The following is a 7,317-nucleotide window of genomic DNA, read 5'->3' on the forward strand; positions in this document are numbered from 1 at the left end:
CCGGTGCACCATTTGTACGCCTAGCGTTGATACGGGTACGTGCCGACCGTTACCGGGGTGCTGCTGAAGCCGGCCAGTTTGCCAGGCGCATCCATGTAGACCCAGTAGCCATAGTGTGCCTTCACGTACCAAGCTTCCTGTTGCCCCGGTGTTACCACCGACTGCCCCAGTGTTACCGCCCACGGATCGGGATTAACAGCAGGACTCACAGCCACCCTCCACAACCACTGGACAGAACTCAGGGCTCCGTGAATTCCGCGCTCGTCTGTGAACCCAACCAGGTTCCAGCCCTCTGCTAAGTTCCTTACCGGCGGGTTGGTCGGCACCGTGGTCGGCCTGATCACGGCCAGAACGGAATCCTTCAGCTTAACGTAGACCGCCTCGAGGGGCTGGAGGGTGTTGTTGTCCGCGGTGACCTGTACCCACTGCTGGGAAGCCGCGTCGAACTTATAGGCGATGTCCACTTTATCAAAGTCGATCACGTCGCCCAGCAGCTTCTGGCCGCCGGCGAGTTGCACCGGCACGGAGAAGCTTCTCCAGCCGTTTGGACCAGGCGTCAGCTCCCAGTAAGCCAGTACCGGATAGCCCTGGCCGTTGTTGTCGGCAACGACACCCTGGGACTTGTTGCCAGACAGGTCAACGGTCACTACCTTGAACTGGACCCTGTCACTGCCGAGGACGAGGTTGCCGGGAACCTGGACCGTGATGTCTACAGAACTACCGGGTTGGCAATTATAAATCGTACCGTTTTCGAATTTCACCTGGTCCCAATCGTTGCTGCCGTAAACGGTCGCGTACACTGCCATCCCACGTAGGTCCTGATCAAACGGTGCAGTAAAGCTGATGCCGAATACTCCAGCACCGGGCTGCGGGGATACCACAAGGTTGGTCACTTCGCCAGGCGGCGTGGAGTCCGGAGCCGGTACCGACTGCACCGCCACCATCGCGGAGCCTTCCAGACCGGTGGTCTTGGCCGTGATGGTCACTTCACCCGGCTGGCTGTCCTTGTAATAGGCAGTGGCAGAACTCGTGCCTTCCTCGATAGTGACCTGCGTGATCTGCTTGCCACTCTCGTCCTCGAACCGGCCGGTGGTTAAAGAGGAGCTCAACACCAGGGTGAGAGACGAACCATCAACAACCACGTGGTTATCAAACCGGTCCACGACGGTGAATGTGATCTTCGCCCTCTCGTTCACCACCACCGAGCCGTCCGCTTCAACGGCGATCTTCGCCGGCTCGGCAGGAACGACGTCGATGGTACCCTCAGCAGGGTCGAGGCCAGGGGCGCTGACCGTTATCTTCTGCTCGCCGGCCTTAGTGTCGTAGTAGTAGACGGTGGCCTCGCTCTCGCCCTGTTTGATGGTCACGGAGCTAATCTCGGTCCCGCCCTCAGCCTTGTCGTAGAACTTGCCGGTCGGCGAGTTGGCCTTCAGGGTTACGACGAGGTCGGCGCTCTGGGCGACCGGGTTGCCGTACTGGTCGGTCACCTTAACCGTCACCGCTCCGGTCGTTCCGGCTTTGATGATGAGGGGAGCTACGGTAAGGCTCAGCGCGTTTGCCACCTGGCCGGCCGGGCGCACGGTGACGGACTTGGTGCCCTGAACGTCAAAACCGGTCGTTCCTTGTACTCCCACGTGAGCAGTGGCCGTAACCGTGTTCGTCCCAACACTCGTGGGCCGGTAGTAGACGGTGGCCTCGCTCGCCCCCTTGGCAATGGTCACGCTGTCAACCTTGGTCCCGCCGACGAGGCTAGTGTAGAACTCGCCGCCCCTGTTGTCCGTCAGGTTCACGGTCGTGTCCTGGGTCCCGGTATAGGGCTGGCCGTACTGGTCCAGCAGCTTGATGGTCAAGGGCAGGCGCAGGTAGACCTCGACGGAATCATCGCCGGCGATCTCAAACTTTTCCGGGCGCGGGCCCATGAGTTTGATAACGCCTGAGCTGCCAGCAATGCTATCGGCAGTAGCCGTAATCATAATGTCCTTCTGCACGCCGTCCTCGGGCCGCAACTTGTCGTAGTAGTAGACGGTCACGCTGGACTTGCCGGCAGGGATGGTTACTGTTTCAGTATCCGTGTCGCTTGTGGCGGTCTCGTAGAACTTAGCGTTACCAGTATCAGAATTGGACACAAAGTTTACAGCAAGACCCTTATCCGGTTGCGGCACCGGGTTGCCGTACTGGTCCTGCACCTCGACGGTTACCGCCGCACGCTGGTCGGAGTTGATCTCCACATCTTTAGTAGCCGGATAGGCGTCGGCTACATTGACCACGAAGTGATCATTGGCATCGGGCACAATCTTGAATTCCGCCGTGGCGGAAAGCGATGTGCCTTCAATGCTGGCTGTGATGGTCACCTTGTCGGATGCCTTGGTGTCACCGAAGGTGAAGGAGACCTCGCTATTGTCCGCGCTAATCTTGCCGGTGGCCTTGAGCTTGTCTTCCGGATCCTGAGTGACACCGCTCCATGTTACCGTGTCGGCGTTGGCGCCGGAAGCGGTCAGGGTTACAGTGTAATCTTTATCGGCAGGGAACGGGTTGCCGTAGGCGTCCTGGAGCTGGAGGGTGAAGTCCACGGGATCTCCCGCTGTGAGCTGGGTACTCGGCTGGACGAACACCAGCTTGGCCAAAGTGCCGTATGGGTCAACAGTAATACTGATAGCACTCGGGTTGTCCAGGTTCTTGTCATTCCTTACTTCGATGGTTACGCCCTCCGCCTCCGTGTCCTTCAGGTAGGCGGTACCGCCGGTATCGCCGGAAGCGATAACGAGCTCATTACCGGTTAACTCCTGGGTCGTCGCGGAGTCGGAGTAGAGCTTGGCACTACCATTGGCGGTGGCGGTGTCCTCTATGAGAGTAAATGTTACCGTCAAGTTGCTATTCATCGTGGTCAGGTTACCGTACTCGTCCTGGATGGCGAGCTTAATCGGTACAACCTGGTTGGCGACGAACTTAGCTCCGTTCTGCGGCTCGGTGATTACGATCTTCTTCGCCACGGCTGGTTCGATGGTAACGCTGCCGTAGGCCGTGGTCGTGTCCACAGTGGTCCTCACGGCGAACTGGTAGCTGCCCGCTTTAGTGGGGTTATTGACTCCGCCAAACTTCACGGCCACCTCGCCGCCCGCGGGAACGGTCAGCTCGGCTGGGATACCGACTCTAATAATGTTGCCCAACGATGTTCCCGCCGGCTGATAGGTTTTTCCATCATAGGTTATCTCGGTAACGGACGCAGAAGTTACGTCGTAGCCGGTGGGGAAGACCACGGTGATCTCATCGCCCGGCTCTAAACCACTCGTGGCGGCGAAAGCAACGGTGTAGTTGACGCTCGTGGCTCCGGCCTTGAAATTGTCAGCCGTGACGCTGACGTTGCCCACCTGGCCCGCCATCCCCGGCACGGCTGGCAGAAGCGCCACGAGCAAGGCGAGCACCGCAATGATGGAAATAACTTTGCGTGCACTCTTAGGATACTTACCTAGAGCGATCATACTCACGTTATCCATCACCCTCCTCGCTGAAAAATTTTCTAGGCGTTAGGTGTGTACCTTTCCTCTCTTCCCCTGCTACCACCTCCCCCGGGGTTCTGTTGCACAGCTTGGCACACGGCCCGTCCGGCGGCACGCCGGTGCGCTCAGGGCAAGTCATTTTAGAGAAGCATAATTTGCGTCAGAAATGGCAATATTTATCCCCGGCGGCAACCAAACCTTGATGCCCGCCTAACCCTTGTCCAGCGTCGCCCTCGCCCCACGCTTTGCAGCCTGGCCGGTAGCGGGCTCATCGGAGAAGAGTTCCTCCACAGGCCGGTTGAGAACCTGGGCGATGCGCAGGGCGGTTACTACCGACGGATTTTTATGCCCCCTTTCGATATTTGTGTAAGAAGCGCGCGTGAGACCGACCCGCCGGGCCACCTCGGATTGGGTCAGACCTGCCCCGAGGCGGGCCTTGCGCAGGCTATTGCGCATTGGCTGCCTCCTTTATGGGCTTACTATAGTTACCTCATGTGCCATCTGGAAACATTATATGTGTTCTTTTGGAAACTTGTCAATGGGGTTGAGGAAAAGTAAGGTTTCTATTAGAAACATTAAACCCCATTGGAGGTGGCTATCATGATCCAATTCGGAGATAGTTTAAAACAGCTTCGCCAGAGGATGGGCCTCCGGCAGGACGATGTGGCCAGGATGGTCGGCGTAGAGCGTTCCACCGTAGCCAACTGGGAACGCGGGGCGAAACAGCCCAGCCTGGAGACACTGGTAAAGCTCAGCCAACTCTTCGGTGTTTCCTTGGACGAACTGGTGGGCGTCACCGAAGCCACCACTCCGTTGCCTTTAGCCTCCTACTGTTCCCTGGTCTCCGACCCGCTGGTGAAGCTCTTGGCCGAGCGGACTGGTGTCCCAGCGAAGAACATCGCGGCCTTTATCGTGGCGCTCCAGATCCCGGACGATGCTTGTGGTGACGGCAGGTAAGAAGTCTGAGAGAAAAGGTACTGATGGTTATTTCTCGAGAAGACGCAAGATGACTTTTTCGGCGTCGAGTTTGACAGCACGTCCCCAGCAGAAATACGACATGACCGTAGATCAGGACACCGTTATCCCTGTCTGCAGTGAGTGGCTATCCCTGATATTTTCCAAATTATCCGAATTATAACAGGACCTACGCCTTTTCCCTACCCCAACAGTGGTTTAAGGACGGTCACTGCGTAGCATAGCCCTGCAACCAGTTACTGCCACGTTCAAGAGATTCGCAAACGAAAAAAGGCTGGGTTCCCAGCCTTTCCCTTCAATTATTTTCGTGTTTCCCGCGTCCCGTCCTGTCTACGCCCATCTGCCCGCTCCCGTCTCATACCCTAAGCTGCCCGCAACAAGAGCAGGGAGCAGGCACAGTATGTTTTTCTTCTGGGTATCTTTTGATCCGCTCCGGTCTGGAATACCCGCCAACTATGGCATGACCGCTCTATCTTTCACTGTCCTCCATTACCAGCCTGGTCAATTCCTCTAAATGGCTTTGGGAAATCTGGGAGCGTGACCGGACATGAGGGGGTGGCCAACAAAGAAAAATTGGGTTTGGCAGTTGCGGCTCCTATAACTATAGTAGAACAATAGCGGTAATTCCCTGTCTCTCCCAACCGTCGGAACTGGCCGGTATCCATCAAATAGAAGTCCTTCAGTGTATTTTTCTCTTCGTTTTTTCCCTAACTAGCAGGATTTGCCCTCTTCTTGAGCGAAAAAACAATGTTCAATGATAAAAGAAGGTGAGATAATTTGAGCAAGCGGGAGATGGAAATTGCCCGTAAAGCCCGGGAAATGCCACCTTTTATCGTTATGGACATCCTGGAAAAAGCTAAAGAGATGGAGGCGCGGGGAGCAGACATTGTTCACCTGGAAATCGGCGAGCCCGATTTTCCCACACCGGAACCCATTAAAGAGGCGGCCTGGCGCGCTTTAAAGGAGGGAGATACCCATTACACCCACAGCTTGGGAAAACCGGAGCTCAGGGAAGAAATAGCCCGTTACTACCAGCGCAAGTACGGTGTAAAAGTGTCGCCCGATCAGATAGTGGTCACTTCCGGTACCTCGCCAGCATTGTTGTTAACCTTGAGCGTGCTCCTGGAAAGGGAGGACGAGGTGATCCTCTCCGATCCCCATTATGCCTGTTATCCCAATTTTATCCGTTATGTCGAGGGTAGACCGGTTTTTGTACCGGTGCGGGAAGAAGACGGCTTTAAATACCGGGTAGAGGATATCCTTTCCCGCTTAAGCCCCAGGACTAAGGCTATCATGGTGAATTCCCCGGCCAATCCTACCGGTACCGTCTTTACAGCAGCCGAACTAAAAGCTCTGGCAGGCCTGGGTCCTTACATTATTTCTGATGAGATATATCATGGGCTTGTATATGAAGGCCGGGAGCATACCATCCTGGAATTTACCGACCGCGCCTTTGTCATCAACGGCTTCTCCAAACTCTACGCCATGACCGGCTGGCGCCTGGGGTACGTGATAGCCCCGCCTCAATTTGTCCGCGCCCTGAAGAAGCTACAGCAGAATCTTTTCATATGCGCAGGTTCCTTTGTGCAAGCCGCCGCTATTGCCGCCCTGCGGGAATGTGACGAACACGTAGCTAAAATGGTCCAAATCTACGATGAACGCCGCCGTTATCTCCTGAGGAGGCTTAAGGCTATGGGGGTGGCTACCCTGGTGGAACCCACCGGAGCTTTTTATGCCCTGGCCAACGTAAAGAAATACACAGGGGACTCTTACGCCTTTGCCCTAGAAATATTAGAAAAAACGGGGGTAGCTGTAACCCCCGGAATCGACTTCGGCCGCCATTGCGAGGGATATTTACGCATTTCCTACGCTAATTCTCTGGAGAATATAAAGAAGGGGCTGGATCGGCTGGAAAGTTTTCTTGGGGAGAAGGCAGAAACAGCTAGATAACGATATCAAAACTGAGCCAGCTGCTCTCTTACTGCTTTAGCGCGTGGTAGGTCCAGCAGCTTCTGTACCAATTTTCGCACCCTCTGCCCTGGGATAATTCACCCAGGAAATTTAAAACCTTTAAATGAAACTATGATCCCTTACATCAAGGCCTCCCTATAATTAACTTCACTATTTTCCCTGCCAGGTTCTCCACCCTTTCCAGCTTTATTCCCGCTTTCTTTACATTCTCCACTGTGCGGCGGTTAATGTTAGAGCCGATAAGGTACACGATCAGGGGATTTAGGACATCCATAAGGGGGCCGAAAAGCCCATTTTCACTGCGGACATGTTCTAATAAAACAATTTTTCCCTCTGGATGGCACACCCGGCGTACTTCCTGTAATCCGCGCACCGGGTCAGGGACACTACAAAAAACGAAAGTGGCTACGACCGTATCAAAACTGGCAGCGGGAAAATCCAGTTGCTGCACATCCATCTCCAGTAGCGTCACTGGGGCCCGCGCCAGATAAAGCTTTTGCTTGGCCCGGGCCAGCATCCTCGGGCTAAAGTCTATGGCCGTCACCTGGCAATCAGGCGGATAAAAAGAGAAATTAGCCCCTGTACCCACTCCCACCTCCAGCACCCGGCCGTAAGCCTCCTGCCAGACAAGCCTTCGCCAACGAGGAGAAATCATCCTATCCATAAAGTCATAAAAGAGGGCCGTGCGGTTGTAACGCTTTTTAATTATCTCTGTAAGATTTTTATCCACCCCTTCACCACCTCGTAGCTATATTTTTTAATATATCCTATTATATCCTACTTGGATTGACTTTTCTCCTAGGAGACTGTTGACCAAAACGGTTCAAGGATAACGAAATTTTAGGACACTCAAGGTAAATACCACTAATTACCT

5 protein-coding genes are annotated in these 7,317 nt (G+C 54.9%); 2 read left to right on the forward strand and 3 right to left on the reverse strand.

Going from position 1 to position 7,317, the window contains the following annotated elements:
- Nucleotides 1–20: 20 nt before the first annotated feature.
- Both AC1BI1_RS13115 and AC1BI1_RS13120 read right to left on the reverse strand, forming a co-directional pair.
- Nucleotides 21–3,497 (reverse strand): hypothetical protein, encoded by a 3,477-nt coding sequence (locus tag AC1BI1_RS13115; protein WP_476717755.1) that lies wholly within the window; start codon nucleotides 3,495–3,497, stop codon nucleotides 21–23.
- 210 nt (nucleotides 3,498–3,707) lie between these two features.
- The gene (locus tag AC1BI1_RS13120; protein ID WP_476717756.1) at nucleotides 3,708–3,953 is read right to left on the reverse strand and encodes a helix-turn-helix transcriptional regulator; all 246 of its coding nucleotides are present in this window, start codon (nucleotides 3,951–3,953) and stop codon (nucleotides 3,708–3,710) included.
- A 144-nt stretch (nucleotides 3,954–4,097) separates the two neighbouring features.
- On the opposite strand from AC1BI1_RS13120, the gene AC1BI1_RS13125 reads away from it, so the two are divergent.
- Together AC1BI1_RS13125 and AC1BI1_RS13130 are read left to right on the forward strand one after the other, a co-directional pair.
- Nucleotides 4,098–4,454 (forward strand): helix-turn-helix domain-containing protein, encoded by a 357-nt coding sequence (locus AC1BI1_RS13125; protein WP_476717757.1) that lies wholly within the window; start codon nucleotides 4,098–4,100, stop codon nucleotides 4,452–4,454.
- An 810-nt stretch (nucleotides 4,455–5,264) separates the two neighbouring features.
- Nucleotides 5,265–6,422 (forward strand): pyridoxal phosphate-dependent aminotransferase, encoded by a 1,158-nt coding sequence (locus AC1BI1_RS13130; protein ID WP_476717760.1) that lies wholly within the window; start codon nucleotides 5,265–5,267, stop codon nucleotides 6,420–6,422.
- A 145-nt stretch (nucleotides 6,423–6,567) separates the two neighbouring features.
- Here the strand turns inward: AC1BI1_RS13130 and AC1BI1_RS13135 are convergent, their stop codons facing one another.
- Complete coding sequence (locus tag AC1BI1_RS13135) at nucleotides 6,568–7,173, reverse strand: class I SAM-dependent methyltransferase (protein WP_476717758.1); 606 nt, start codon at nucleotides 7,171–7,173, stop codon at nucleotides 6,568–6,570.
- Between the last annotated feature and the right edge of the window lie 144 nt (nucleotides 7,174–7,317).

It is taken from the genome of Thermanaeromonas sp. DSM 22490 (genome assembly GCF_056378755.1).